The organism is Streptomyces sp. PsTaAH-137 (genome assembly GCF_003259365.1).
Lineage (GTDB): Bacteria > Actinomycetota > Actinomycetes > Streptomycetales > Streptomycetaceae > Streptomyces.
In genome coordinates this window covers 224598-249907 of the sequence record NZ_QLLY01000011.1, presented here as the reverse complement: position 1 = coordinate 249907, position 25310 = coordinate 224598, and the positions used below count along the sequence as shown (strand labels likewise).

The window sequence follows — 25310 nt, the reverse complement described above, 5'->3', positions numbered from 1 at the left end:
GACGCGTCCCTCCGCGCCCCTCAGTGCCACCGCGCCCCCCGGTCCCGCCGCGCCCCGCGCAGCCCTCCGGTCCCGAACTCCCGCCCGAGGTCCCCCCGTTGCCGCCGACCCCACCCCCACCGCCCCCGTCGGCCCGCTTCCCCGACACACCCCCACAGGGCCCCGCCGGCGGCGCTCCGACACGGCCCGGGGCAAGCCCCGTCAGGGGCGCGGGGAACGGCGCGACCAGCCACGACGCACCCGCACCCGCCCCCACCCACCGCACCCCCAGCGGCGCGCCCGCGCACCCCGGCCCACTCCCGCCGGAGGTCCCGGGCGCCCTCGCCACCGAGACGACGACCCGCCTCCGCCCGATCCCACCCGCACCCCCGCGCCCCCCGATGAGCCCGCCGCCCCCGCGCAGACCCGTCGGCACCGTCGACCTCACGCCGATCCCGGGCACGGCCGGCAGGCCCTTCGTACGGTTCGCGCCCCCCGAGCACTACGACGACCGCACCACCAGGCTGCGCCCCATCGGCGCCCGCCTCGCCCCGCGCGTCGCCGCGGCCGCCGCCTGCCTGGTGCTCGGCCTCGGCCTCATCGGCGGCGCCGCCACCGGCTCCCTGCTCACCGGCGACGACGGCGACGGCACCGTCTCCGCGCACAGCTCCTACACCCGGGCCGGGCAGCTGTGGCACAGCATCCCCGTCGACCAGCTCTTCCCGCGCACCCTCAAGGGCGAGGGCGCGGGCCCCGGCGGCGCCGACCGCACCTGGACCCGAATCGCCGTCGCCCCCGACACCACCTGCGCCAAGGCCTTCGACCCGCTCCTGCACAAGGCGCTGAGCTCCGTCGGCTGTCTGCGGCTGCTGCGCGCCACGTACACGGACGCCACCCAGAGCAACGTCACCACCGTCGGGCTGCTGTTCACCAAGGCCGACCAGGAGGCGACCCAGGCGCTGCGCACCCGCTTCACCGACCAGGGCCTGGACCGCCGCGCCGACCTCATGCCGCGCCCGTACCCCGCCAAGGGCACCGCCGCCGCGGACTTCGGCGACGCCCAGCGCGCGTCCTGGACCCTCAACGTGCTGACCGACGCCCCGGTCGTGGTCTACGCGGTCTCCGGCTTCGCCGACGGCCGCACCGTCTCCGACCCGCAGCCCGCCGCCGACGCCATGAAGTCCGGCGCCACCACGGCCCCCGCCCAGGCGGGCCTGGGCAACGAGGCGCAGGGCATCGCCGACCGGATAGAACGCGGCCTGCGCAAAGCGGTCCAGAAGCAGTCCACGGAGCAGCCGTCATGAACCGCCGCCGCACCCTCGCCGCCCTCACGACGGTGGCGTCCCTCGCGCTGCTCCCCGCCACCGCGGCGCACGCCGACTCGGTCCGCGCCCAGCAGTGGGGCCTCGACGCCCTGCACACCCAGGAGGCGTGGCGCACCACGAAGGGCAAGGGCGTCACCGTCGCCGTCCTGGACACCGGCGTCGACGACGAGCACCCGGACCTCAAGGGCAACGTCGCCACCGGCAAGGACTTCATCGGCTTCGGCGCGCAGCGCGGCGACCGCCCCTGGGCCCGCCACGGCACCGCCATCGCCGGAGTCATCGCGGGCCACGGCCACGGCAAGGACCACGGCGACGGCGTCATGGGCGTGGCGCCCGAGGCGACGATCCTCCCGGTCCGCGTGATCCTGGAGGACGGCGACCCGGACCGCGCCAAGGCCCGCGAGAGCCGGGGCGACGCGCTGGCGGAAGGCATCCGCTGGGCCGCCGACCACGGCGCCGACGTCATCAACCTCTCGCTCGGCGACGACTCGTCCACCGCCCACGCGGAGGCGAGCGAGGACGACGCCATCCAGTACGCGCTGAAGAAGGGCGTCTCCGTCGTCGCCTCCGCGGGCAACGGCGGCGAGAAGGGCGACCACATCTCCTACCCGGCCGCCTACCCGGGCGTCATCACCGCCACGGCCGTCGACTCGACCGGCTCGCGCGCCTCGTTCTCCACCCGCCGCTGGTACGCGACGGTCGCCGCGCCCGGCCGCGGCATCGTCACCCCGGATCCCGACCGCAAGTACTACGCGGCCTGGGGCACCAGCGCCGCGTCGGCGTTCGCCTCCGGCGCCGTCGCGCTGATCCGCGCCGCGCACCCGGGCCTGAGCCCCGCCCAGATCAAGAAGCTCGTCGAGGACACGGCCCAGGACCCGCCCTCCGGCGGCCGCGACGACTCGCGCGGGTTCGGCATGATCGACCCGGCGGCGGCGATCACCGCGGCGCGGAAACTGAAGCCGGAGGGCCTGAAGTCGGCCGCGTACGGCGAGCAGTACTTCGGGACGGGCCCGGCCGACCCCGACGACACGGGCCAGGCCACCTGGGTGAGCCTGGTCGCGGGCGGCCTGGGCGTCGTCCTGCTGGGCGGCGCCGTCTATCTGTGGCGCAGCCACCGCCTCATGCGTCGTCGTCGCTGAGCGCCGGCACCGCGGCCTTCGCGACGGCCTCCACGAGATCGATCCCGGCGTCCTTGGTGGTGTTCCCGTCGGAGACCACGGCGACCAGGTACTGCTTCCCGTCGACGGTCACCCGCCCGATGCTGTTGATGTCCCACAGCTGGGTGGTGCTCCGCCGCAGCCATCCGTTCTTCAGCGCGAGCCCGTCACCGCCCGCCGCCGAGACGCCCCACCGCTGATCGGACTCGACGTCCGCCATCAGCCCCTGGACGTACGCGCGTGATTCCGCGTCCAGGACGGAGTCGCCGCCGGTGCCGAACACCTGCTGGAGCAGGACGAGTTGATCGGCCGCCGTGGTCTGGGTCAGTCCCCACAGCGGTCCGTCGCCGCCGCTGGTCCCGGTGAGCCCGAGCCGCTCGTTGGCGGCGTCGAGCCCGTCCGCGCCGCCGATCGTCTCCCACAGCGCGGTGGTGGCGGAGTTGTCGCTGTTCCGGATCATCGCGGCCGCGTAGGTCTTCTCCTGGGAGGTCAGCGAGCGGCCGTCGTCCTGCGCCCGGAGCAGCAGCGCCGCCAGCACGTCGACCTTCACGATGCTCGCGGTGTCGTACGTCGCGCCGTCGTCGGTGGCGTACGCGGCCGAGGTGCCGGCCGACACGTCGAGGACGGCGACGGAGAAGGACCCGTCCAGACCGTCCACGGCCGCGGCGAGCAGGGCGTTCCGGTCGACGGCGGGAGTGGGGGAGGACGACACGGAGGAGCCCCCTTCGGCTGCGGACGTCTGCGACACCAGCGCGGTCGCATCGTGCGCCTGCGCCTTCACGTAGACCGTAGTGGCGGCGGTACCGCTCAGAAGCACCGTGGAGGCGACGGCCGCGTACAGCAGGGGCCTGCGGCGGGACGCGGCCGACCGCCGGCGACGGGAAGCAGAAGACATGGGGCCGATGCTCCGGCCCGGTCCTGTGGGGACCATGAGGCCGGGCTCAGGGTCCGCTGAGAACCTGTGGCCGCGCCCTCGGTAGGGTCGGTGAACGTGGCGAACAAGAACATTCCCGACCCCGGTTTCTCCGACGACGACGGCTCGGCGGACCCGCGCCTGGCCGAGGCACTGGCCGCCTGGTCGACGGACCGCACGGCCCACGGCCCGGTCCTGGAGGCGCTGAAGGGCGCCCGGCTCCTGGTGCCCGTCGTCGCCGTGCTCGGCGAGGTCGAGGAGGACGAGAACGGCCTGCGCCGCGAGAAGACGTCCGACATGGCGGTGCCGACCCTGAAGGCGGGCGACCGCACGGCGCTCCCCGCCTTCACCTCCACCGCGTCCCTGGCCCTGTGGGACCCCGAGGCCCGCCCGGTCGCCGTGCCCCTGCACCAGGCGCTCCAGGCCGCCGCTCACGAGAAGGCCGACACCGTCGTCCTGGACCTCGCGGGCCCGGTGCCCTACGAGCTGACGGGCTCCGCCCTGTACGCCCTCGCGGAGGGCCGCACGAGCGCTGACCCGCTGACCGACCCGGCGGTCACGGGCGCGGTGCGCGCGGCGGTCGCGGCCGAGCCGGCGGTGGCCCGCGCCTATCTGGGCCCGGGCCAGGCCGACGGCACACTGGCCCTGGTGGTCGACGCGGACGCCGATGTGCAGGGCGCGGCCCGGGCGGTGGCCGCCCGTATCGCCGCCGACGAAACACTGAGGGCCCGCCTGGCACGCGGCCTCGACCTGGCACTGCTGCCGGCCGAGGCCACCCTGCCGGGCGAGCCCTTGTACGTACGGGACTGAGCGGGCGTCCTAGCCGTAGACGGCGCCCGTGTACTTCTCGCCGGGGCCCTGGCCGTGCTCGTCCGGCACGATCGACGCCTCGCGGAACGCCAGCTGGAGCGACTTCAGGCCGTCCCGCAGCGGCGCCGCGTGGAAGGACGAGATCTCGGTCGCGCTGCCGTCGAGCAGCCCGGCGAGGGCGTGGATCAGCTTGCGCGCCTCGTCCAGGTCCTTGTGGGCGTCGCCCTCCTCGGTGAGGCCCAGCTTCACCGCGGCGGCGCTCATGAGGTTGACCGCCACCGTCACGATGACCTCGACGGCGGGCACCTCCGCGATGTCGCGGGTCAGCGCGTCGTAGTCGGGGGACTCGGGGGAATCAGCCGAAGGGGCTGCGGGAATGGCGTCACTCATGAGGCCCACGATAAGCCGCCGCCCACTCGGTTGGGCGCACCCCCCAAGAGCTGCTAACCTTGTGTAACGACCGGCCGGACACCTGCGTGCTCCGGCCCACAAGTGGAGGCTCCGATCTCCCACCTGGCCGTCCGTACAGGACGGCGGGTCACCGGTCAGACGGTCCCCATCGTTCCGTACGGACGATGGAGCCGTCCGACAGCGCGCCCCGCGGTTGCCCGTGGCGGTGCTCCGGTAGTTCTTGGAGCCCCCCGTGTGTACCGTCCGGGGCATTTTTTGTGCTTCGACGCGGTTGGTACTTACGTAACAGACGTTACGCGGCGGTCCGCCAGGCCGTCGTGTGGTGCTACCGAGGAGGATCCATCAGCGCCGAGCCCCGCATCAACGACCGGATTCGCGTTCCCGAAGTGCGACTTGTCGGTCCCAGCGGCGAGCAGGTCGGGATTGTTCCGCTTGCCAAGGCCCTTGAGCTTGCTCAGGAGTACGACCTCGACCTGGTCGAGGTGGCGGCGAACGCCCGTCCGCCCGTCTGCAAGCTCATGGACTACGGGAAGTTCAAGTACGAGTCGGCCATGAAGGCCCGTGAGGCGCGCAAGAACCAGGCGCACACGGTCATCAAGGAGATGAAGCTCCGGCCGAAGATCGACCCGCACGACTATGACACCAAGAAGGGTCACGTCGTCCGGTTCCTCAAGCAGGGTGACAAGGTCAAGATCACGATCATGTTCCGTGGTCGTGAGCAGTCCCGGCCGGAGCTCGGCTACCGACTGCTGCAGCGCCTTGCGAACGACGTCGAGGACCTCGGTTTCGTCGAGTCGAACCCGAAGCAGGACGGCCGGAACATGATCATGGTTCTTGGTCCGCACAAGAAGAAGACCGAGGCCATGGCCGAGGCCCGCGAGGCGCAGGCCGCCCGCAAGGCCGACGCGAAGGCCAACCCGGGCAAGTCGCAGAACGCGGCCGAGTCCGAGGCCGACGCCGAGGTCGAGGTCGAGGCCGAGGTCGAGACCCCCGCCGAGGCTCCGGCCGAGGCATGATCCGTCGGCACACCGCCTGTGTGCTCCGGATACCCAACTGACACAACTGACGTTCCCCCGCGGCCGGTTCGCGCCTCTGGCACGAACCGGCCGGGAACGCCACTGACGAGGAGAGAACGGCGCTATGCCGAAGAACAAGTCGCACAGCGGTGCCAGCAAGCGCTTCAAGGTCACCGGCTCCGGCAAGGTGCTCCGTGAGCGCGCCGGCAAGCGCCACCTGCTCGAGCACAAGTCGTCGCGCCTGACGCGTCGCCTCACCGGCAACGCCGAGATGGCCCCGGGCGACGCCAAGAAGATCAAGAAGCTTCTCGGCAAGTGATGCGCGGGCGCTCATGCGCCCCGCACAGCTAAACCGGGACTATTCGAATTCGGGTCGGGTGACGACAACCCCGGCCCCGCTACAAGGAGTTACAAAGTGGCACGCGTCAAGCGCGCGGTGAACGCGCACAAGAAGCGTCGGGCGATCCTCGAGCAGGCCAGCGGCTACCGCGGTCAGCGTTCGCGTCTGTACCGCAAGGCCAAGGAGCAGGTCACCCACTCCCTGGTCTACAACTACAACGACCGCAAGAAGCGCAAGGGCGACTTCCGTCAGCTGTGGATCCAGCGCATCAACGCCGCTGCCCGCCAGAACGGCATGACGTACAACCGCCTCATCCAGGGTCTGAAGGCCGCCAACATCGAGGTGGACCGCAAGATCCTCGCCGAGCTGGCCGTCAACGACATCAACGCGTTCGCCGCGCTGGTCGAGGTCGCGCAGAAGGCCCTCCCGGCCGACGTCAACGCGCCGAAGGCTGCCGCCTGATCGCTCCGCTGAGCCGGACGTGATTTTCGGACCCGCAAGCTCGCCGCTTGCGGGTCCGAGTGCGTTCGGTGTCCCGTCTGCCGTCGTGTGTCGTGTGCGGGCCGGTTGTGGCCGGTCGCGCAGTTCCCCGCGCCCCTTCGGGGCGCTTCTTCCTCAGGTGAGTTGTCATGGTTGCTGTCCCTGAACTGATCTCTCCCAAGTCGTCCCGTGTCGCCGCCGCCCGGCGGCTCGGGAAGCGGAATTTCCGGGGGAAGGAGCGGCTGTTCCTCGCCGAGGGGCCGCAGGCCGTGCGGGAGGCGGGCGCGCACGGCGGGCTCGTGGAGATGTTCGCGACCGTCGAGGCCGCGGAGCGCTACGCCGACATCGTGGGGGAGGCCCGGCAGGCCGGGGCCCGGGTGCACCTCGCCGACGAGAGCGTCATCGCCGACATCTCCACGACCGTGACCCCGCAGGGCCTCGTCGGCGTCTGCCGCTTCCTGGACACCTCCTTCGAGGAGATCCTCGCGGCCAGGCCCAAGCTGGTCGCCGTACTGGCGCACGTCCGTGACCCGGGGAACGCCGGGACCGTCCTGCGCTGCGCCGACGCGGCGGGCGCCGAGGCCGTGGTCCTCACCGACGCCTCCGTGGACCTGTACAACCCCAAGGCCGTACGGGCCTCCGTGGGCTCGCTGTTCCATCTGCCGGTCGCCGTGGGCGTCCCCGTCGAGCAGGCCGTCGCCGGGCTCAAGGCCGCGGGCGTGCGCATCCTCGCCGCCGACGGCGCGGGCGAGGACGACCTGGACGACGAGCTCGACCAGGGCACCATGGGCTCCCCGACCGCCTGGGTCTTCGGGAACGAGGCGTGGGGGCTGCCCGAGGAGACCCGCGCACTCGCCGACGCCGTCGTGCGCGTCCCCATCCACGGCAAGGCCGAGAGCCTCAACCTCGCGACGGCCGCCGCGGTGTGCCTGTACGCCTCCGCCCGTGCACAGCGCGCCTCCGGAGGGTGCCGTTCCGTCACCGCCGACTAGTAGGGTGACCACCTCGGGCCTGTTTCTGGATGGGGACGAGAGGTGGGATACGGGGAGATGAGCGTCGTCGGCACGAGCGGCTCGCGAGGAGCGCGGGGACGGTGGGGACCGGTCGCGCCCCGAAGCGGCCGGGACGATTCCACCGGCCTCGGCGGACTCGGCGCGGACCCCGACGATCTGCCCGACGGACTCGTCGTCGCCGACGAGAGCGGCCACGTCGTCTGCTTCAACGCGGCGGCGGAGCGGATCACCGCCGTGCCCCGCGAGGAGGCCATCGGCACGCCGCTGGAGCGCGCGCTGCCCCTGGAGGACCTGGAGGGCCGGCGCTGGTGGCAGCTGACCGACCCCTACGGCGGCCTCGCCACCCGCGTCGGACAGCCCGAGCGCAATCTGCTGCTGCCCGGGGGCCGGGAGGTCCTGGTCACCGCCCGCTACGTGCGGGGCAGGCCCACCGGGCCCGTGTGCCGCGTCGTCGTCTCGATCCGCGACACCGAGGCCCGGCGCCGCACCGAGCGCAGCCACGCCGAGCTGATCGCCACCGTCGCGCACGAACTGCGCTCGCCGCTGACCTCGGTCAAGGGGTTCACCGCGACCCTGCTCGCGAAGTGGGAGCGGTTCACCGACGAGCAGAAGCGGCTGATGCTGGAGACCGTCGACGCCGACGCGAACCGGGTGACGCGGCTGATCGCCGAACTGCTCGACATCTCCCGGATCGACTCCGGACGTCTCGAACTGCGCCGCCAGCCCGTCGACATCGCCGCCGCCGTCTCCCGGCACATCCAGGCCCATGTCGCCGCAGGACAGGCCGCCGACCGTTTCCTGCTGCGGGTCACCCGGCCGCTGCCCGATCTGTGGGCGGATCCGGACAAGGTCGACCAGGTGCTCAGCAACCTTCTGGAAAACGCCGTGCGGCACGGCGAGGGAACCGTCACGATGGACATCGAGCCCGCGCCAGCAGGCACCTCGGTCACCGTGAGCGACGAGGGCCCCGGCATCCCGGAGGAGTCCATGAACCGCGTCTTCACCCGCTTCTGGCGGGGCAGCAAGCGCGGCGGCACCGGTCTGGGGCTCTACATCGTCAAGGGCATCGTCGAAGCACACGGCGGCACCATCACGGTCGGACGGGCGCCCGGCGGCGGCGCCGAGTTCCGATTTACGCTGCCCGTGGCGACGCCCGCGTATCTCACCAGCTGAGCGCGGGCCCACCACGGGCGCATCCGCAGACCGCACCCCCGTTAGACTCGTGCTTTGGCACATTGCGTCTCCATGTCCGAGACGATTCGTCATCGAGTCGTAGACGGGGCCATCAGCCAGGGGCCTCCCAGTGGTAGCTGGGGGACAAACGGAAGCACGGGAAGAGATGTCGGCACCGAACAAGTCGTACGACCCTGTCGAGGTCGAGGCACTGAAACCGGAAGAGATCGAGCGCGTCCGGGACGAGGCGCTCGCCGCCTTCGCCGCCGCGGACTCGCTCGACGCGCTTCAGGAGGCCAAGGTCGCGCACACCGGCGGCACGTCGCCGCTGTCGCTCGCCAACCGCGAGATCGGCGCGCTGCCCCCGCAGGCCAAGGCTGCGGCCGGAAAGCTCGTCGGACAGGCCCGCGCCGCCGTCGGCCGGGGCCTCGCCGCCCGCCAGGAGGAGCTGGAGGCCGAGCGTGACGCGCGCGTCCTGGTCGAGGAGGCCGTGGACGTCACGCTGCCCTACGACCGCACGCCGGCCGGTGCCCGCCACCCGCTGACGACCATGATGGAGCGGGTCGCGGACGTCTTCGTGTCCATGGGATACGAGATCGCCGAGGGCCCCGAGGTCGAGGCCGAGTGGTTCAACTTCGACGCCCTGAACTTCACGCCGGACCACCCGGCGCGGCAGATGCAGGACACCTTCTTCGTCGCCGGTCCCGAGGGCCGCGCGAAGACCGTCGGCGACGAGTCCGGCGTCGTGCTGCGCACCCACACCTCTCCGGTGCAGGCCCGCTCGCTGCTCGACCGGGAGCCGCCGGTCTACGTCGTCTGCCCGGGCCGCGTCTACCGCACCGACGAGCTGGACGCCACGCACACCCCGGTCTTCCACCAGATCGAGCTGCTCGCCGTGGACGAGGGCCTGACCATGGCCGACCTCAAGGGCACCCTCGACCACATGGTCCAGGCGCTCTTCGGCGACGGCATGAAGACCCGGCTGCGCCCGAACTACTTCCCGTTCACCGAGCCGTCCGCCGAGATGGACATGGTCTGCTACGTGTGCCGCGGCGAGTCCGTCGGCAACCCGGACCGTCCGTGCCGCACCTGCGGCAGCGAGGGCTGGATCGAGCTGGGCGGCTGCGGCATGGTCAACCCGCGCGTGCTCACCGCGTGCGGCGTCGACCCCGAGAAGTACAGCGGATTCGCCTTCGGGTTCGGCATCGAGCGGATGCTGATGTTCCGCCACAACGTCGAAGACATGCGAGACATGGTCGAGGGTGACGTCCGGTTCACCCGGCCGTTCGGGATGGAGATCTGATGCGGGTCCCGCTTTCCTGGCTGCGGGAGTACGTCGATCTCCCCGCCACCGAGACCGGCCGTGACGTGCAGGCCAAGCTGGTCGGCGTCGGCCTCGAGGTCGAGACCGTCGAGCAGCTCGGCGCCGACCTCAAGGGCCCCCTCGTCGTCGGCAAGGTGCTCACCATCGAGGAGCTGGAGGGCTTCAAGAAGCCGATCCGGTTCTGCACCGTCGACGTCGGCACCGCCAACGGCACGGGCGAGCCGCAGGAGATCGTCTGCGGCGCCCGCAACTTCGCGGTCGGCGACAAGGTCGTCGTCGTGCTGCCCGGCGCCGAGCTGCCCGGCGGCTTCGCGATCGCCGCGCGCAAGACGTACGGCAAGACCTCGCACGGCATGATCTGCTCCACCGACGAGCTGGGCATGGGCGACGACGGCACGCACGGCATCATCGTGCTGCCGCCGGAGCACGAGGCCGGCACCGACGCCATCGAGCTCCTGGAGCTGGTGGACGAGGTCCTGGACATCGCCGTCACGCCCGACCGCGGCTACTGCCTGTCGCTGCGCGGCATCGCCCGCGAGACCGCCATCGCCTACGGCCTGCCGCTGCGCGACCCGGCCCTCCTGGACGTCCCCGCGCCGAACGCGCACGGCTACCCGGTCAAGGTCGCCGACCCGATCGCCTGCGACCGCTTCACCGCCCGCACCGTCACGGGGCTGCACCCCGAGGCCCGCTCGCCGATCTGGCTCCAGCGCCGCCTCCAGAAGGCCGGCATGCGGCCGATCTCGCTCGCCGTGGACGTCACGAACTACGTGATGCTGGAGCTGGGCCAGCCCCTGCACGCGTACGACCGCTCCCTCGTCCAGGGCACGATCGGCGTGCGCCGGGCCGAGCAGGGCGAGAAGCTCACCACGCTCGACGGCACCAAGCGCACGCTCGACGCCGAGGACCTGGTCATCACCGACGACCGCGGGCCGATCGGCCTCGCCGGTGTCATGGGCGGCGCCAACACCGAGATCGGTGACCCCTCCGACGATGCCGAGGGCGCCGGGACCACCGACGTCGTCATCGAGGCCGCGCACTTCGACGCGATCACGATCGCCCGCGCCGCGCGCCGCCACAAGCTGTCCTCCGAGGCCGCCAAGCGCTTCGAGCGCGGCGTCGACCCGCAGGCCACGTCGGCCGCCGCCCAGCGCGTCGTCGACCTGCTGGTGCTGCTCGCGGGCGGCACCGCCGAGGAGGGCGTCACCGAGGTCATCGCCCCGGGCGCCCCGCGCACCCTCACCATCCCGGCCGACCACCCGGACAAGGTCGCGGGTGTGGCCTACGGCCGGGAGACCGTCGTGCGCCGCCTCCAGGAGGTCGGCTGCGACGTCTACGGGCAGGACGAGCTGGTCGTCTCGGTGCCGTCCTGGCGCCCCGACCTGACCGACCCGAACGACCTGGCCGAAGAGGTCATCCGGCTCGAGGGCTACGAGAACCTGCCCTCGACCCTGCCGAAGCCCCCGGCCGGCCGCGGCCTCACCGAGCGCCAGCGGGTGCACCGCCGCGTCGGCCGCGCGCTCGCCGGCGCCGGCTACGTCGAGGCCCTGAACTACCCGTTCATCGGGCAGGCCGTCCTCGACCAGCTGGGCCTGGCCGCCGACGACCCGCGCCGCACCACCGTCGAGCTGGTCAACCCGCTCTCCGACGAGGAGCCCTCGCTCCGTACGACGCTGCTGCCGGGCCTGCTCGGCGCGCTGCGCCGCAACGACGGACGCGGCAGCCACGACCTGGCGCTCTTCGAGACCGGCCTGGTCTTCCGGCCGACCGGCGACGAGCACAAGGCCGTCCGGCTGCCCGTCGACCGCCGTCCCACGGACGCCGAGATCGCCGAGCTGACCAGCGCGCTCCCGGCCCAGCCGCGCCGCGTCGCCGTCGTCCTCGCGGGCGCCCGCGAGCAGGCCGGCTGGTGGGGCAAGGGCCACCCGTCGACCTGGGCCGACGCCGTCGAGGCCGCCCGCGTCGTCGCGCGGGAGGCCAATGTCGAGCTCGCGGTCGACCAGGACCAGCACGAGCCGTGGCACCCGGGCCGCTGCGCCGCGCTGTACGTGATCATCGACGGGGTGAAGACCCTCGCCGGTCACGCCGGTGAGCTGCACCCGCGCGTCGTCAAGGCGCTCGGCCTGCCGGCCCGCACCAGCGCGATGGAGCTGGACCTGGACCTCCTGGAGCAGGCGAGCGACGGTGCCGTCGAGGCGCCCCGCATCTCCACGTTCCCGGTGGCCACCCAGGACGTCGCGCTCGTCGTCGACAAGGACGTCCCGGCCGCCGCCGTGGAGCACTACCTGCGCGTCGGCGCCGGTGAGCTCCTGGAGGGCATCCGCCTGTTCGACGTGTACGAGAACGCGGAGCAGCTCGGCGAGGGCAAGAAGTCCCTCGCGTACGCGCTGCGCTTCCGTGCCGGTGACCGCACCCTGACGGTCGAGGAGGCCAGCGCCGCCCGCGACGCCGCGGTCGCCCAGGCCGCCGAGAGCGCGGGCGCGGTGCTGCGCGGGGCGTAACCGCGCAGGCAGCAAGCCCGTGAGGGGCACACCCGGGACACTGAGTGTGCCCCTCACTCGTTCGGGTGAGGTATCGCGGTGATCCCAGCCGCGCGCCACGGCAGGTCGCAACAATCATTGCGGCCGTGTGCAACACCCTTTTCGTGTGCAACACCCTTTAGAGGGGCCGTCGGCATGTTTCGTTCTGAGACCAGGGCGCGTATCCGAGACCCCCGACGATTCCGGCGGGTGCTGATGCTGGGGCTGCCCACCGTCTGGGGCGCCGTCGCCATCTCGTACAAGTTCGCCTGCCCGCTCGCCCAGCAGACCGGCCTGGGCGCGCGGATCGTCAGCAGCGCCGTCTTCTTCGTGGTGGGCACCGGGCTGATACTCCACGCCCGCCACGGCCTGCTGCGGGAGCTGCGGCAGATGCGGGCGGTCGCCGGTGCCGCCCAGTCCGTGCTGCTGCGGCCGCTGCCGCCGCGGCTCGACGGGCTCGCGCTCGCGGCGGGCCAGCTCTCCGCCGACCGCGGGGCCAGCATCGGCGGCGACCTGTACGACGTCGTGGCCACCGACCACGGCGTACGGATCGTCATGGGCGACGTCCGCGGACACGGCCTCGCCGCGCTCGCCACCGTCGGCGCCGTCCTCGGCAGTTTCCGCGAGGCCGCCCACGACGAGAGCGAACTCGGCGGTGTGCTGCGCCGGTTGGAGCGCGCCCACGCCCGGCATCTGCGCCAGCGCTCGCGCGACGAACATCCCGCCGCCGGGGGCGGCGAACCCGAGAACCCGCTCGCCGAGGAGTTCGTGACCGTCCTGCTCCTGGAGATCCGGCAGGACGGCGCCGTGCACGCGCTCAACTGCGGTCACCCCTGGCCGTATCTGCTGCGCCCGGGCGCGGTGCGCCGCGCCGAGCAGCTGACCGGCGGCGATCCGCTGCCGCCCCTCGGACCGTTCCCGCTGCCGTCCGAGCTCGCGCCGGTGCGGTGCGGGCGGATCCTGCCGGGGGAGGGCCTGCTGCTGCACACCGACGGCATCGAGGACGCCCGCGACGCGCGCGGCCGGTTCTTCCCGTTCGGGGACGCGCTCGCCGAGGTCCTGCGGCCGGGCACCGTCGTGCCGACCGCCGTGGTGCACGCCGTGTACGCCCGGCTGCTGCGGCACATCGGTGGCCCGCCCGGCGACGACGCGGCGCTGCTGGTGCTGCGCAACGACCGCAGGCGCGTTCCGGTCCAGCACGGGGACCCCCTGGGGCGCACCGTGCACAAGGTTCCCTGACACCACCGCCTCTCCGGGGCGCGCCGTCCGCCCGCCGTGGAGTGTCGGGCAGACGGGCGGGCGGACGGCGCGGGTGCGGGCCGCCGCGCTGTACGAGGGGGAGCCGGCGGCCCGGCCGGCCTCTTTGCGAGGCAGTTCAGTCAACCGGGTGGAAACCAGCCACAACAGAGTGCTTTCGTGGCGGAGTTGGGCATTCCGATCACACCCCGTGTGAAGCCCCCTCCATTACGCTGGCCGTACCGAGCCAATCGGAGGGCATCCATGCAGCCCAACACCCTGCTCGACGCGATCCTCGACGAGGCCGGGGTCTCCCACGCGGGCCTCGCCGCTCATGTGAACCAGGCGGGCAAGGCCCGCGGGCTCGCCCTGAGATACGAACACACCGCCGTGGCGCGGTGGTTGAAGGGGCAGCGGCCGCGCGGCCAGGTGCCCGACCTGATCTGCGAGGTGCTGGCCGCCCGTCTCCAGCGGCACGTCACCCTCGACGACATCGGCCTCGGCATCCCCGGCGAGCCGGCCGTCCCGCACAACGGCACCCTCTCCGGGTTCGTGGAGCGGGCCACCGCGCTGTGGCGCTCGGACCAGCAGCAGCGCCGGCACATCCTGGACGCCCCCGCGGTCACCGGCACCCCGGCCGTGATGCCGGTGTGGGAGTGGGAGAACCCGCCGGAGGACACCGACGTCTCGCGCGGCGGCCGCCACCAGGTCAGCCTCGCCGACCTGGAGCTGATGCGCTCGGCCCGTACGCACTACGAGCAGATGTACCGCAAGGCGGGCGGCATCGCGACCAGGGTCCGCATCGTCGGTTTCCTCAACACCGAGGCGGCGCCGCTGCTGCGCGGCAGCTACACGGACGAGACGGGACGCGATCTGCACCGGGCCACCGGCGGACTGGTGGCCATCGCGGGCATCTGCGCCTACGACTCCGACGCGCACGGGCTCGCCCAGCGCTACTTCCACCAGGCCCTGCGGCTCGCCAAGGCGAGCGCGGACCGCGGCCTCGGCGCCTACGTCATAGCGCTGCTGGTCAACCAGTCGCTGCACATGCGCGAGTACCGGCAGGCGGTCGCCTTCGCGGAGGCCGCGCTGCGGGCGGCGGGCCGGCACATCACCCCCGCCCTGGCATCGGACCTCTACGCGATGCAGGCCAAGGCGTACGCCCACCTCGGCGACGGCACCAGCGCCCTGGAGTGCATCCGGCGTGCCGAGTCCGCGGCCGACCGGATCCGGCGCGGTCACGAGCCGGACGAGACGGGGTACGTCCAGCCGGGGTTCGTCAACGTACAGGTGGCGGAAGCCCTGTTGAGCCTCGGCGACTACGCCGGCGCCAAGGAGCACGCCACCGAGGCTGTGCACACGCCCGCGCACGACCGCGGCCGCGTCCACCGGCTCGCCGTCCTCAGCCAGATCCAGCTCAGACAGGGGAACACCGAACAGGCCGTCGAGACCGCCGTGCAGATGGCCGAGGCCGCCAGGGGAATGGAGTCCCAGCGGCTGCGCGACAGGCTCCGGGCGGTACGCGAGCACCTGGTGCGCAGCGGCTGCGCCGGCACGGCGGAAGCCGCCGAACTCATCGACGGGGCGCTGCGCGTACCGCTCTGAGCCCTTTCGCGGGGCGCTCGACCACGCCCACTGCTGCGATATTGCCATCAACTCGACGGAAGGTGGCAGAACCGTGCAGTGGACGAAACAGAACGAACAAACTGTGTATGAAAACCGGTGGTTCAGCGTCAACCTGGCAGATGTCGAACTACCGAACGGCGCGCACCTCGACCACTTCCTGATCCGGCTGCGCCCGGTGGCGGTCGCGACGGTGGTCAACGACGCGGACGAGGTGCTCCTGCTGTGGAGGCACCGCTTCATCACCGACAGCTGGGGCTGGGAGCTCGCCGCAGGCGTCGTCGAGGACGGCGAGGACATCGCGTACGCGGCCGCCCGAGAACTGGAGGAGGAGACCGGCTGGCGGCCGGGACCGCTGCGGCACCTGATGAGCGTCGAACCGTGCAACGGTCTGACGGACGCCCGGCACCACATCTACTGGACCGACGAAGCGACGTACATCGGCCACCCCCAGGACGATTTCGAGTCGGACCGCAGGGAATGGGTCCCGCTCAAACTCGTCCCCGACATGCTCGCCCGAGGCGAGGTCCCGGCCGCCAACATGGCGGCCGCCTTGTTGCTGCTCCACCAACTCAGGCTCGGCTGAGCTTTTCCCGCCGTGGCAGGCCCCTAGTGCCCGAGCGCCTGCCACACCGCGATGGCGAGGGCTCCGACCGCCGCCAGTGCGGCGACCGTGGGCAGGGGCCAGCGTGCGTGTTCCAACGCGGTGATCCGCGCGTTGAGGTCGTCCTGATCCTTGACGTTCTGGTCGTCGCGGTGGGCCAGCAGGGCCAGTTCACCGTCGATGCGGGTCAGTCCGACCTCGAAGACGCGGCGTAACTCTGCGAATTCTTCCGAGACCACGGGATGCTCCGGGTCGGTGGTCACCAGTCCGCTCCTTTCCGTAGTCGTCACATCCCTAGTTGTGCGCAACGGAAGTCAACTCGCCTGGTGGGCGCGGCGGGAGCGTGTGCGATGGGCATATGCGAGTCAGGCGCACGCACCCCGTGCGAAACGAACGGGCCCGGTGTTCCGAAGAACACCGGGCCCGCCGTACGAATACGCTGAGTGATCCCCGCGTGGGGAGCCACCCGGACGGGAACTACACGTACGTGTAGAAGCCCGATCCGGACTTCCGGCCGAGCCGGCCCGCGTCGACCATCCGCTGGAGCAGCGGGGGAGCGGCGTACAGCGGCTCCTTGTACTCGGCGTACATCGAGTCCGCGATGGAGACGATCGTGTCGAGGCCGATCAGGTCGGACAGCTTGAGCGGGCCCATCGGGTGGGCGCAGCCCAGCTCCATGCCGTTGTCGATGTCCTCGCGGCTGGCGATGCCCGACTCGAACATGCGGATGGAGGAGAGGAGGTACGGCACCAGCAGCGCGTTCACCACGAAGCCCGAGCGGTCCTGGGCGCGGATCGCGTGCTTGCCGAGGATCTTCTCGACCAGCGCCTGGGCGCGGCTGATCGTGCCCTCGGACGTGGTCAGGGCCGGGATCAGCTCGACGAGCTTCTGCACCGGGGCCGGGTTGAAGAAGTGGATGCCGATGACATGGTCCGGGCGGGACGTCGCCACGGCCAGCTTCACCAGCGGGATGGAGGAGGTGTTCGAGGCGAGGATCGCGTCGGGGCGGGTCACGACCTGGTCGAGGACCTGGAAGATCTCCGTCTTGACCTGCTCGTTCTCCACGACGGCCTCGATGGTGAGGTCGCGGTCGGCGAACTCGCCCAGATCCGTGGTGAAGGTCAGCCGGGCCTGCGTCTCCGCCAGCTCCGTCTCGGTGATCTTGCCGCGCTCGGCCGCCTTCGCGAGGGAGTTGAGCAGCCGGGTGCGGCCGATCTCCAGGGCCTCGCCGGTGGTCTCCGCGACCATCACGTCGAGGCCGCTGCGGGCGCAGACCTCCGCGATGCCGGCGCCCATCTGGCCACAGCCCACCACTCCGACGCGTGTGATGTCAGTCAAGGCGTCCGTCACCTCGTGCCTTTCGATGATTCGTCGTGCTTCATCCGGGTCTGTCCGGGGGTGCCGGAACAGAGATCCGGATACGTTTCCAGGGGGTTCCGGATCTGCACGTTACCCCGTAGACATGGGAGGGGTGGAGTCCGGGTTAACGGCTGTTTATATGGGGACTCACAGTTGCACGGGAATTCGGGGGGATCCATGGGACGTATGTCACGCCGAGTCTTCACGCTGGGTGCCGCGCTGACGCTGGCGGGGGTGACGGCCGGGGACGCGGTGGCCGGTGACCCCGTGCCGCGGCGCGGGCCCGCCCTGCGGGGGATGTGGCTGGCGAGCGTCGCGAACCGGGACTGGCCCTCGAAGCCCGGCCTCACCGCCTCCGCGCAGCGGGCCGAACTCCTCGCCCACCTCGACACGGCCGTCGCCCGCCGGCTGAACGCGGTGGTCTTCCAGGTGCGCCCGGCGGCCGACGCGCTGTGGCCGTCCCCGTACGAGCCGTGGTCGGAGGTGCTCACCGGGGTCCAGGGCAAGGATCCGGGCTGGGACCCGCTGGGCACCGCCGTGACGGAGGCGCACCGGCGCGGTCTCGAACTGCACGCCTGGTTCAACCCGTACCGCGTGGCCAATCACACGGACCCCACCCGGCTCGTGCCCACGCATCCGGCCCGGCTCCACCCGGAGTGGATCGTGCCGTACGGCGGGAAGCTGTACTACAACCCGGGCCTGCCCGAGGTCCGCCGGTTCGTGCAGGACGCGATGGTCGACGCGGTGCGCAAGTACGCCGTCGACGCCGTGCACTTCGACGACTACTTCTACCCGTATCCCGTGCCCGGCCAGACCTTCGACGACGACGCCACGTTCGCCGCGCACGGCGCCGGGTTCGCCGACAAGGCGGCCTGGCGGCGGGACAACATCGACCGGCTCGTACGGGAGACGGCGGGGCGCATCAAGAAGGCGCGGCCCGGCGTGCGGTTCGGGATCAGCCCGTTCGCGGTGTGGCGCAACAGGGCGACGGACCCGCGGGGCTCGGACACCACGGCGGGCGTGCAGACCTACGACGACCTGCACGCCGACACCCTCACGTGGGTCCGCGAGGGATGGATCGACTACATCGCCCCGCAGGTGTACTGGAACATCGGCTTCGCGGCCGCCGACTACGCGAAGCTCGTGCCCTGGTGGGCCGACGCGGTCCGGGGGACCGGAGTGCGGCTGTACATCGGTGAGGCGCTGTACAAGGCGGGTGATCCCGCGCAGGCCGCAGCCTGGCAGGACCCGGCCGAGCTGTCCCGGCACCTCACGTTCGCGGACAGTCACCGCGAGGTGCGCGGGCACATCTACTTCTCCGCCAAGGAGGCCGGGGAGGACCGGATCGGGGCGATGGCCCGGGTCGTCGCCGACCACTACACCCGCCGGGTCACTCCGGATTCTTGAGCGTGTGCCGCACGACCGCGTCCGGGCCCGGCGACATGATGGCCTCGTGGCCGTCCTCGAAGCGGACACGGAACGGCGGCGAGCCGTTCGCCCCCAGCACTTCGACGATCTGGGCGACCCGGTCGTGCTGCCCGACGATCCGGCCGTGCACCACGAGCTGGTCGCCTGCGGATGCCTGCATCAGGAGTGCCCCCCTCGCCCTGCCTGTGATGGGGGCAAGTCTACGGCGGGACGCGGGAGTTGTCCCTTTTGGGGCGCGTCCTAGCCACGGGCCCGCTGGGTGACGGCGATGCACACCAGGACCGCCGCTGCGGTGACCGGCGCCGCCACCGACAGCGTCTCGCCCAGCAGCAGGACCGACCAGACCAGCGTCAACAGCGGCTGGGCGAGCTGGAGTTGGCTGGCCCTGGGAATGCCGATGAGGCTCATGCCCCGGTACCAGAGGAGCAGGCCGAGGAAGGTCGAGACGGCCGCCACCCAGACGAGACCGATGACGGCGTGCGCGGTGAGGCGCACCGGCTCGGCCGACAGCGCGACGGCCGCCCCGGTCGCCGTGACCGGCAGGCACAGCACCAGCGCCCAGGCGATGACCTGCCAGCCCGGCATGAGACCGGCGAGCCGGCCGCCCTCGGTGTACCCGGCGGCGCAGACCAGCAGCGCGCCGAAGAGGTAGACATCGGCGCGGGTCAGGGTGCCGCCGCTCTGCTGCACGGTGAAGGCCACCACCGCGACGGCGCCCGCGCACGCCGCGATCCAGAAGGTGCGCGAGGGCCTGGCCCCGGTGCGCAGGGCCGAGCACGCGGCCGTGGTCAGCGGCAGCAGGCCGACGACGACGGCGGAGTGCGCGGTCGTCGCCGTCCGGAGCGCGAGCGTCGTGAGCAGCGGGAAGCCGAGGACGACTCCGGCGCCGACGACGGCGAGCCCGCTCCAGTGGCGGCGCTCGGGCACCCTCACGCGCAGGATGAGCAGCCCCGCGCCCGCGATCACCGCCGCGAGCACGCTGCGCACGCCCACCAGCGACCACGGCCCGAAGCCTTCGAGGCCCCACGCGGTGGACGGGAAGGTGAGCGAGAACGTGACGACGCCGAGGGCCGCCAGGACGGTGCCCCGCACTCTGCCGCCCGGTGCGGCGGCCGGGGGGCCGGCAGGGGGCGCGGGATCCGGCGGACCGCCGACCGCTATCGCCGTCTGGTCAGTAGCGCTATTCTCAGCCTTCATGCAACACGGTAGCAGCGTCGAAGAGTTGGTGAAACGGCTGAGGAGCGAGCTGAACCGCTACTCCGATCACGAGAAGCTGCCGTCGAGCAGGGTGCTCGTGGAGCGGTTCAGGGTCAGCCCCGTGACGGTGTCGCGGGCCCTCGCGCAGCTCGCCGCCGAAGGGCTCGTGGTGACCCGGCCCGGCGCGGGCGCCTTCAAGGCCGCCGCGCGCGTGGCCGCCCCGGCCGGAGACACCTCGTGGCAGGAGGTCGCGCTCAGCGCCGAGGGCGCCGCCGAGGGCGTACCGCGCACCGTCGACGCGTCCGGCGTCCTGGTCACGCTGGCCGCGCCGCCGCCCGGGGTGATCGAGTTCAACGGCGGCTATCTGCACGAGGTGCTGCAACCCGGCGCCGCCCTGTCCGCCGCGCTCGCCCGTGCGGGCCGCCGCCCCGGCGCCTGGTCGCGCCCGCCCGTCGAAGGACTGCCCGAGCTGCGGGAGTGGTTCGCGCGCGGCATCGGCGGAGCCGTCACCGACGCCGAGGTGCTGATCACCTCCGGCGGACAGTCGGCTCTGGTCACCGCCTTGCGCGCGCTCGCGCCTCCCGGGGCGCCGGTCCTGGTGGAATCGCCCACGTACCCCGGCATGCTGGCGATCGCGCGGGCCGCCGGGCTGCGTCCGGTCCCGGTCCCTGTCGACCGCGACGGAGTCCGCCCCGACCTCCTCGAACAGGCCTTCAGGGCCTCGGGCGCCCGGCTCTTCGTCTGCCAGCCGCTGTTCCAGAACCCGACCGGCGCCGTGCTCGCCCCGGACCGCCGCCTTGAGGTGCTGCGGATCGCCCGCGCGGCCGGGGCCTTCGTCGTCGAGGACGACTTCGTGCGCCGCCTCGCCCACGAGGACGCCGGACCGCTGCCCAGGCCGCTCGCGGCGGACGACGCCGACGGGGTCGTCGTGCACGTCTCCTCGCTCACCAAGGCCACGTCACCGAGCCTGCGCATCAGCGCGCTCGCCGCGCGCGGTCCGGTCCTGGAACGGCTGCGCGCCATCCAGGTCGTCGACCATCTCTTCGTGCCGCGCCCGCTCCAGGAGGCCACCCTCGAACTCGTCGGCTCGCCCGCCTGGCCCCGCCATCTGCGCACGGTGGCCGCCGAGTTGCGGCGCCGACGCGATCTGATGGCCGCCGCCGTCACCGAGCGGCTGCCCGAGCTCGTACTGCCGCACATCCCGGCGGGCGGCTACCACCTGTGGGCGCGGCTGCCCGACGGCACGGACGAGCGCGGATTGGTCACGGCCGCGCTGCGGGCGGGCGTCGCCGTCGCGCCCGGCCGCCCCTACTTCGCGGCCGAGCCACCGGCCCCGTACCTCCGGTTCGGCTTCGTCGCCGTGGCGAGCACCGCGGAGATCACCGAAGGGGTGCGACGCCTCGCGACGGCCTGGGACGAGCGGAAACGGGATCGACCGGATCCGGTGTGACGTGCGACGATCCCGCCCATGTCAGCAACCTCCGTGCCGACGGCACCGCTTCCCGACGGGTACGAGATCTCCGTCGACCCCGCGCGCATCGACGCCGCCCGCGTCCACCACTGGCTCTCCACCGACACGTACTGGGCCGAGGGCCGCCCGCGCGAGACACAGGACGCGGCGCTCGCGGGATCCCTCAACTTCGGTGCGTACGACGCCGCTTCGGGCGAGCAGGTCGCCTATGCGCGGGTCGTGACGGACTCGGCGACCTTCGCCTGGCTCTGCGACGTGTACGTGGACCGCTCCGTGCGCGGCAAGGGACTCGGCAAGGCCCTCGTCGTGGCCGTCCGCGAACACCTACGGCCGCTCGGCGTCCGCCGCGTCCTGCTCGCCACCAGCGACGCGCACGGCGTGTACGCGCAGGCCGGTTTCCAGCCGCTGCCGGAGCCGGCCCAGTGGATGGTGCACTACTACGACCCGGCCGTACGCTCCTGATCCCACGGCCCGATCACGGGCCCTGATCGCGGGGCCCGGTCACGCTGCCTGTGAACCGGGAGTGAACCCTTGACCGGCACTACCGGCCGGTTACACGATCAGGCATGCAGCTCAGCGTCACACTCCTCGCGGCCGCGCGCAGCTCCTCCCTGCTCACCGAGCGCTTCGACGACGACCGGCCGCTCGACCACGCGGGCTGGTACGAGGTGCTGCGCGCCGCGCCCGGGTTCGGCCCGCTGGCCGCCGCCGAGCTGCGCTACTGCTCGCCGACCCCGCGCAGCCGCGCCACCGGCGACGCGCTCGGCCTCGCCCCGCTGGTCCAGCCCGCCCTGCGCGACTGCGACATGGGCCGCTGGCGGGGCCGCACCCTGTCCGAGGTGACGGCCGTCGAACCGGCCGCCGTCGACCGCTGGCTGGCCGACCCCCGCGCGGCGCCGCACGGCGGGGAGCCGCTGCTCGCCTTCATCGCCCGGGTCGGCGCGTGGCTGGACACCCGGCCCGCCGACGACGGCACCCGGATCGTGGCGATCGCCGAGCCGTCGGTGGTCCGCGCCGTGCTCGTCTACGCGCTGAAGGCGCCCCCGTCGACGTACTGGAACATCGATGTGCCGCCGCTGTCGACGGCCACCGTCAACGGCCGGCCGGGCCGCTGGGGGTTGCGGCTCGGCGCCGGTAGTCCGTCGTGAGGACCAGGTCCTTCGCCGGGCCCTTCACCCGCCACACGGTCCGCCAGCGCCCGGCGTCGTACACCGTGAACTCGCCCCGGTAGAGGTCCGCCGAGCACGGGTGGTCCGCCACGTGGTGGCCGGTGCGCAGATCGAGGCCGTGGAAGAAGCGGCCGTCGGCGAAGCGCACGACGGCGGTGCCCGGTTCCTCGCCCGGCACGTAGAGCAGCGTCCGCTCGGCGGGGCGCGCCGTGCCCCGCCAGGTGAAGCTGCCCGACTCGACGTGCAGCAGCGTGCCCGCTTCCGCGGGGTCCGGGAGGAAGTCCGTCGTGCCGGTGAACGTGCCGGTGACGTCGGCGGCGAGATCCCGCACCGTCCGCTCCACCTGCCAGCTCCCGGCCAGGAACGCCAACGCGTCGGCAACCGGCCGGAGTTCATCCGTCACGTGCGCTTCTCCTGTCTGTGCCCCCGCCGCTGTCCGTCCGCGGTCGCCTCCCATCCTGCCTCTTCGGGGTCGAACGCCGCGATCCGGCGCCGGACCCGGTCTGTGCAGGTGGTGTCCCCGCACGCGCAGGAGAAGTCGGCCTCGGCCGTGTCCCGTCCGTCCGGCGCCCAGGGGCGGGCGAAGAACCCGTCGTACTGGGCGACGACCGCCGCGTTCGCCTCGCGCAGCAGGGCCCGGCGCTCCTCCCGGCCGGCGGCGTGCGGGCCCGCGGCCAAGTGCGGGGCCCAGCGCTCCTCGACCGCCCGCACGGTGTCCGTCCCGCCGTCGATCCTGAGGAAGGGCGCCCCTGACGCGCGTACCTCGTCCTCGACGACCTCGGCGAGACGGCGGTAGAGGGCGAGCGGGCCAGGTGCCAACTCCCTTTCCGCCAGCCGCTCTTCGAGGAGTTCGGGGGTCGGCAGCAGCCACAGCGCGGCCCGGCCGGGGAGCGCGTCGGCCAGGCGCGGGGTGATCACCGTGCCCTCGGCGATCGTGAGCGGCGTCGGCGGCAGGGACCGTACGTCGTCCGCGACCATCGGGCCGCGCTCGTGGTGCAGCGCCATCGCGTACAGCTCGTCGACGGGCGCCGCCCAGCGCTCCGCGGGGGAGAGCCGCTCGAACCGCAGGGCGGCCGGCACCCGCGCGGCGAGCGCACGATCCCGGTGCGCCCAGGTGCGGGTGTCCGCGTGGTAGCGGCGCAGCCCGTACCGGCGCGCCAGCCGCTCGGCGACGGTCGACTTCCCGACGCCGGGCGGCCCGCCCAGCCAGAGCACGTCCGTCATCCGGGCAGCCGTTCGCCGCATGCGGGCCTTCCGGTCACGTACTGCCTCCGTGGACGCGCTGACAGGGACACGGCCTCGACCGTAAGCCGTGGAGCGCGCTCCTGCGCAACCACCGCCCCTGCGCCGAAAAGCGGATGCGTGCGCGTCCGGCGCCGCGTTACCGTCGATGTCATGAACGTCATCGGCCGAACCACCACCGCGACCGCGCGAGCGACCAGCTCGCCGGTTGCCGCCGCCTGACTTCTTCTCTTCTCGGCGACCGGAAACGGTACGCCGATGACTTCCCAGGGCTCTTTCCCCCGCTCCCGGTGATCGCGCGCACCGTCCTCCGGCGCCGCCGCACGCACCCACCCCGAGGAGCCCCCATGGACACCGAGACCGTCCTGCGTACCTTCGTCGAGTACTTCGAGGAGCGCGGCCACCGCCGGATCACCGGGTCCACGCTGCTGCCGCCGCCCGGCGACCCGGTCCTGTTCACGACGTCGGGCATGCATCCCCTCACCCCGTATCTGGAGGGCCGCCCGCATCCCCTTGGGACCCGCCTCGTCAACGTCCAGCGCTGTCTGCGCACCACCGACCTGGACGAGGTGGGCGACCTCACGCATCTGACCGTCTTCGAGATGCTCGGCACCTGGTCGCTCGGCGACTACGGGCTGCCGCGCAGCCTGGAATGGGGACACGGGCTGCTCACCGAGGGGTTCGGCATCGACCCGGGACGGCTGCACGCCACCGTGTTCGGCGGCGACGAGCGCAGCGGACCCGACACCGACTCGCTGGAGACCTGGCAGCGGCTCGGCGTCCCGGTCGAGCCGACCGTCGACGACAACTGGTGGTCCGGCGGTCCGACCGGGCCGTGCGGCCCCGACTCGGAGATCTTCCTGTGGACGGGGGACACCCCGCCCCGCTCGACCCCCACCCGGGACGAGCGCTGGGTGGAGGTGTGGAACCACGTGTCGATGCGGTACCGCGGCCTGCCCGACGGCTCCCTCGTGCCGCTGCCCCGCCCCAACGTCGACACCGGGCTCGGCCTGGAACGGCTCGCCACGCTGTTGCAGGGCCGCACCTCGGTCTTCGACTGCGACGTCTTCACCCCGTGGCGGGAGCGGCTGCCCGGACTGTGGGGCCCGCTGGACGAGACGTCGACGCGGCTTGTCACCGACCACCTCCGCTCGGCCCTGGTGGTGCTCGGCGACGGCGTCCTGCCGGGCGCCACGGGACGCGGTTACGTCCTGCGCCGGCTCGTCCGCCGTGTCCTCACCACGCTGTGGCGCGACGACCCCGGCCGGCACCTCGGCGATCTGCCGGTCGAGCTGATCGAGCACACCCGCGACCACTTCCGCCAGGACACCGACACCGAGCGGGTGCGCCGCGTGCTGCTCGACGAAGAGCGCCGCTTCCGCCGGCTCCTGGACACCGGCCGCAAGGTGCTCGACCGGCCGCGCTTCCGCGGCCCGCTCACCGAGGAGGACCTGCACTACCTGCACGACACGCACGGCCTGCCGCGCGACCTCGTCCGGGGACTGCGCGGCGAGCGCTAGG

26 protein-coding genes are annotated in these 25310 nt (G+C 72.6%); 18 read left to right on the top strand and 8 right to left on the bottom strand.

Translation table 11 applies throughout. The annotated features are described in order from the left end of the window. Window positions 1-380: 380 nt before the first annotated feature. On the top strand, window positions 381-1283 hold the full coding sequence (locus K377_RS25170; protein ID WP_309252247.1) for a hypothetical protein: 903 nt from the start codon (window positions 381-383) through the stop codon (window positions 1281-1283). Further along, window positions 1280-2443, top strand: a complete 1164-nt coding sequence (gene mycP / locus K377_RS25165; protein ID WP_111665768.1) for a type VII secretion-associated serine protease mycosin — start codon at window positions 1280-1282, stop codon at window positions 2441-2443. The genes K377_RS25170 and mycP overlap by 4 nt, the downstream gene beginning before the upstream one ends. Here the strand turns inward: mycP and K377_RS25160 are convergent. After that, a complete protein-coding gene (locus K377_RS25160) occupies window positions 2424-3356 on the bottom strand; it encodes a serine hydrolase (protein ID WP_111665767.1) in 933 nt (310 codons plus the stop codon). The genes mycP and K377_RS25160 overlap by 20 nt on opposite strands. 96 nt (window positions 3357-3452) lie before the next feature. Between K377_RS25160 and K377_RS25155 the strand changes: the two genes are divergently transcribed. Continuing rightward, window positions 3453-4184, top strand: a complete 732-nt coding sequence (locus K377_RS25155) for an SseB family protein (protein ID WP_111665833.1) — start codon at window positions 3453-3455, stop codon at window positions 4182-4184. A gap of 9 nt (window positions 4185-4193) precedes the next feature. Here K377_RS25155 and K377_RS25150 read toward each other — a convergent pair whose 3' ends face one another. Beyond that, window positions 4194-4574: a DUF1844 domain-containing protein gene (locus K377_RS25150; RefSeq protein WP_111665832.1), complete on the bottom strand. Its 381-nt coding sequence runs from the start codon at window positions 4572-4574 to the stop codon at window positions 4194-4196. A gap of 338 nt (window positions 4575-4912) precedes the next feature. Between K377_RS25150 and infC the strand changes: the two genes are divergently transcribed. The 10 genes from infC to K377_RS25095 all read left to right on the top strand — a co-directional run bounded on the left by infC (window position 4913) and on the right by K377_RS25095 (window position 15905). Continuing rightward, on the top strand, window positions 4913-5611 hold the full coding sequence (gene infC / locus K377_RS25140; RefSeq protein ID WP_111665766.1) for a translation initiation factor IF-3: 699 nt from the start codon (window positions 4913-4915) through the stop codon (window positions 5609-5611). A 124-nt stretch (window positions 5612-5735) separates the two neighbouring features. Next, a complete protein-coding gene (rpmI, locus tag K377_RS25135; RefSeq protein ID WP_007829094.1) occupies window positions 5736-5930 on the top strand; it encodes a 50S ribosomal protein L35 in 195 nt (64 codons plus the stop codon). A gap of 96 nt (window positions 5931-6026) precedes the next feature. Further along, window positions 6027-6413 carry a 50S ribosomal protein L20 gene (rplT, locus tag K377_RS25130; protein WP_030493496.1) on the top strand — a complete coding sequence of 129 codons (387 nt, stop codon included), beginning with the start codon at window positions 6027-6029 and terminating at the stop codon, window positions 6411-6413. A gap of 167 nt (window positions 6414-6580) precedes the next feature. After that, window positions 6581-7423 carry an RNA methyltransferase gene (locus tag K377_RS25125; protein WP_111665765.1) on the top strand — a complete coding sequence of 281 codons (843 nt, stop codon included), beginning with the start codon at window positions 6581-6583 and terminating at the stop codon, window positions 7421-7423. A gap of 57 nt (window positions 7424-7480) precedes the next feature. Next, window positions 7481-8617 carry an ATP-binding protein gene (locus tag K377_RS25120; RefSeq protein WP_111665764.1) on the top strand — a complete coding sequence of 379 codons (1137 nt, stop codon included), beginning with the start codon at window positions 7481-7483 and terminating at the stop codon, window positions 8615-8617. Between the two features lie 166 nt (window positions 8618-8783). Then, complete coding sequence (gene pheS, locus K377_RS25115) at window positions 8784-9920, top strand: phenylalanine--tRNA ligase subunit alpha (RefSeq protein WP_111665763.1); 1137 nt, start codon at window positions 8784-8786, stop codon at window positions 9918-9920. Next, window positions 9920-12442 (top strand): phenylalanine--tRNA ligase subunit beta, encoded by a 2523-nt coding sequence (gene pheT, locus K377_RS25110; RefSeq protein ID WP_111665762.1) that lies wholly within the window; start codon window positions 9920-9922, stop codon window positions 12440-12442. The genes pheS and pheT overlap by 1 nt, the downstream gene beginning before the upstream one ends. Before the next feature lie 234 nt (window positions 12443-12676). Beyond that, the gene (locus tag K377_RS25105) at window positions 12677-13699 is read left to right on the top strand and encodes a PP2C family protein-serine/threonine phosphatase (protein ID WP_111665831.1); all 1023 of its coding nucleotides are present in this window, start codon (window positions 12677-12679) and stop codon (window positions 13697-13699) included. Window positions 13700-13960: 261 nt separating this feature from the next. Then, the gene (locus tag K377_RS25100; protein WP_111665761.1) at window positions 13961-15301 is read left to right on the top strand and encodes a transcriptional regulator; all 1341 of its coding nucleotides are present in this window, start codon (window positions 13961-13963) and stop codon (window positions 15299-15301) included. A gap of 73 nt (window positions 15302-15374) precedes the next feature. Further along, window positions 15375-15905, top strand: coding sequence for an NUDIX hydrolase (locus tag K377_RS25095; protein ID WP_111665760.1), 531 nt, complete (start codon window positions 15375-15377; stop codon window positions 15903-15905). A 23-nt stretch (window positions 15906-15928) separates the two neighbouring features. On the opposite strand, the gene K377_RS25090 is transcribed toward K377_RS25095, so the two are convergent. Both K377_RS25090 and K377_RS25085 read right to left on the bottom strand, forming a co-directional pair. Continuing rightward, on the bottom strand, window positions 15929-16186 hold the full coding sequence (locus K377_RS25090; protein WP_111665759.1) for a hypothetical protein: 258 nt from the start codon (window positions 16184-16186) through the stop codon (window positions 15929-15931). A 214-nt stretch (window positions 16187-16400) separates the two neighbouring features. Next, complete coding sequence (locus K377_RS25085) at window positions 16401-17261, bottom strand: 3-hydroxybutyryl-CoA dehydrogenase (protein WP_111665830.1); 861 nt, start codon at window positions 17259-17261, stop codon at window positions 16401-16403. A gap of 198 nt (window positions 17262-17459) precedes the next feature. On the opposite strand from K377_RS25085, the gene K377_RS25080 reads away from it, so the two are divergent. After that, window positions 17460-18689, top strand: coding sequence for a glycoside hydrolase family 10 protein (locus tag K377_RS25080; RefSeq protein ID WP_111665758.1), 1230 nt, complete (start codon window positions 17460-17462; stop codon window positions 18687-18689). Here K377_RS25080 and K377_RS25075 read toward each other — a convergent pair. Together K377_RS25075 and K377_RS25070 are read right to left on the bottom strand one after the other, a co-directional pair. Beyond that, entirely contained in the window at window positions 18673-18870 is a 198-nt protein-coding gene (locus K377_RS25075; protein WP_111665757.1) for a DUF1918 domain-containing protein, read from the bottom strand. The two genes, K377_RS25080 and K377_RS25075, sit on opposite strands and share 17 nt — an antisense overlap. A gap of 80 nt (window positions 18871-18950) precedes the next feature. Beyond that, on the bottom strand, window positions 18951-19907 hold the full coding sequence (locus K377_RS25070) for a DMT family transporter (RefSeq protein WP_111665756.1): 957 nt from the start codon (window positions 19905-19907) through the stop codon (window positions 18951-18953). Here K377_RS25070 and K377_RS25065 point away from each other — a divergent pair. The 3 genes from K377_RS25065 (at window position 19906) to K377_RS25055 (ending at window position 22526) form a co-directional block, all read left to right on the top strand. Next, entirely contained in the window at window positions 19906-21357 is a 1452-nt protein-coding gene (locus tag K377_RS25065; protein WP_111665755.1) for a PLP-dependent aminotransferase family protein, read from the top strand. The two genes, K377_RS25070 and K377_RS25065, sit on opposite strands and share 2 nt — an antisense overlap. Window positions 21358-21375: 18 nt before the next feature. Further along, the gene (locus tag K377_RS25060; RefSeq protein ID WP_111665754.1) at window positions 21376-21840 is read left to right on the top strand and encodes a GNAT family N-acetyltransferase; all 465 of its coding nucleotides are present in this window, start codon (window positions 21376-21378) and stop codon (window positions 21838-21840) included. 104 nt (window positions 21841-21944) lie between these two features. Further along, window positions 21945-22526, top strand: a complete 582-nt coding sequence (locus tag K377_RS25055; protein ID WP_111665753.1) for a histidine phosphatase family protein — start codon at window positions 21945-21947, stop codon at window positions 22524-22526. Here the strand turns inward: K377_RS25055 and K377_RS25050 are convergent. Further along, on the bottom strand, window positions 22471-22950 hold the full coding sequence (locus K377_RS25050; protein WP_111665752.1) for a DUF6314 family protein: 480 nt from the start codon (window positions 22948-22950) through the stop codon (window positions 22471-22473). The genes K377_RS25055 and K377_RS25050 overlap by 56 nt on opposite strands. After that, entirely contained in the window at window positions 22947-23792 is an 846-nt protein-coding gene (locus K377_RS25045; protein WP_146614757.1) for an ATP-binding protein, read from the bottom strand. Before K377_RS25045 ends, K377_RS25050 begins: the two co-directional genes overlap by 4 nt. Window positions 23793-24136: 344 nt before the next feature. Here K377_RS25045 and K377_RS25035 point away from each other — a divergent pair, with 344 nt between their 5' ends. Beyond that, window positions 24137-25309, top strand: coding sequence for an alanine--tRNA ligase-related protein (locus K377_RS25035; protein ID WP_111665749.1), 1173 nt, complete (start codon window positions 24137-24139; stop codon window positions 25307-25309). The last annotated feature ends 1 nt before the right edge of the window (window position 25310 follow it).

Coding starts and splice junctions, on each gene's coding strand:
- K377_RS25170 (WP_309252247.1), top strand. CDS start 381: ATGAGCCCGCCGCCCCCGCGCAGACCCGTCGGCACCGTCGACCTCACG.
- mycP (WP_111665768.1), top strand. CDS start 1,280: ATGAACCGCCGCCGCACCCTCGCCGCCCTCACGACGGTGGCGTCCCTC.
- K377_RS25160 (WP_111665767.1), bottom strand. CDS start 3,356: ATGTCTTCTGCTTCCCGTCGCCGGCGGTCGGCCGCGTCCCGCCGCAGG.
- K377_RS25150 (WP_111665832.1), bottom strand. CDS start 4,574: ATGAGTGACGCCATTCCCGCAGCCCCTTCGGCTGATTCCCCCGAGTCC.
- rpmI (WP_007829094.1), top strand. CDS start 5,736: ATGCCGAAGAACAAGTCGCACAGCGGTGCCAGCAAGCGCTTCAAGGTC.
- K377_RS25125 (WP_111665765.1), top strand. CDS start 6,581: ATGGTTGCTGTCCCTGAACTGATCTCTCCCAAGTCGTCCCGTGTCGCC.
- K377_RS25120 (WP_111665764.1), top strand. CDS start 7,481: ATGAGCGTCGTCGGCACGAGCGGCTCGCGAGGAGCGCGGGGACGGTGG.
- pheS (WP_111665763.1), top strand. CDS start 8,784: ATGTCGGCACCGAACAAGTCGTACGACCCTGTCGAGGTCGAGGCACTG.
- pheT (WP_111665762.1), top strand. CDS start 9,920: ATGCGGGTCCCGCTTTCCTGGCTGCGGGAGTACGTCGATCTCCCCGCC.
- K377_RS25105 (WP_111665831.1), top strand. CDS start 12,677: ATGCTGGGGCTGCCCACCGTCTGGGGCGCCGTCGCCATCTCGTACAAG.
- K377_RS25100 (WP_111665761.1), top strand. CDS start 13,961: ATGCAGCCCAACACCCTGCTCGACGCGATCCTCGACGAGGCCGGGGTC.
- K377_RS25080 (WP_111665758.1), top strand. CDS start 17,460: ATGGGACGTATGTCACGCCGAGTCTTCACGCTGGGTGCCGCGCTGACG.
- K377_RS25075 (WP_111665757.1), bottom strand. CDS start 18,870: ATGCAGGCATCCGCAGGCGACCAGCTCGTGGTGCACGGCCGGATCGTC.
- K377_RS25065 (WP_111665755.1), top strand. CDS start 19,906: ATGCAACACGGTAGCAGCGTCGAAGAGTTGGTGAAACGGCTGAGGAGC.
- K377_RS25070 (WP_111665756.1), bottom strand. CDS start 19,907: ATGAAGGCTGAGAATAGCGCTACTGACCAGACGGCGATAGCGGTCGGC.
- K377_RS25060 (WP_111665754.1), top strand. CDS start 21,376: ATGTCAGCAACCTCCGTGCCGACGGCACCGCTTCCCGACGGGTACGAG.
- K377_RS25055 (WP_111665753.1), top strand. CDS start 21,945: ATGCAGCTCAGCGTCACACTCCTCGCGGCCGCGCGCAGCTCCTCCCTG.
- K377_RS25045 (WP_146614757.1), bottom strand. CDS start 23,792: ATGCGGCGAACGGCTGCCCGGATGACGGACGTGCTCTGGCTGGGCGGG.
- K377_RS25035 (WP_111665749.1), top strand. CDS start 24,137: ATGGACACCGAGACCGTCCTGCGTACCTTCGTCGAGTACTTCGAGGAG.